This window comes from Pseudomonas sp. 58 R 3 (assembly GCF_900006605.1).
In the GTDB taxonomy this organism is placed as follows: Bacteria; Pseudomonadota; Gammaproteobacteria; order Pseudomonadales; family Pseudomonadaceae; genus Aquipseudomonas; species Aquipseudomonas salomonii.
This window is the reverse complement of sequence record NZ_CVTT01000016.1, coordinates 1-353: the sequence shown is the minus strand read 5'-3', so window position 1 is coordinate 353 and position 353 is coordinate 1. Positions and strand designations below refer to the sequence as shown.

The window sequence follows — 353 nt, the reverse complement described above, 5'->3', positions numbered from 1 at the left end:
ATTGGGCCGCATTGTGGCGGTGGACTATCAGGTTCATCGGGCCAAGGGGCATGAACCGTTTGAATGGGTGACCGAGCAGAAGGTTGTTTCCTACACCTATGACGACCTTGGGCGACTGGTTTCTGCGACCAATGCGGTAGGTGAGCGCGAGGTTTATCGGTACGACGAGCAGCACGTCATTCTTGAACGTGGGTTGGCCGGTGGCGCGAGTTTCTTTTGGGAATGGGAACGAGCGGGCAAGGCTTCTCGGTGTGTTCGGCATTGGGCCAGCTTTTCGCAGATGGATACGCGCTATGCCTGGGCCGATGACGGCCGTGTCACGGTGCATAACGCCGATGGCAGCCAGGAAGTCT

General features: G+C 58.1%; 1 protein-coding gene. It reads left to right on the top strand.

The window, feature by feature from the left end; genetic code table 11:
- A partial coding sequence (locus tag BFP92_RS01940; protein ID WP_139114020.1) for an RHS repeat domain-containing protein occupies nucleotides 1–353 on the top strand: 353 nt, incomplete at both ends.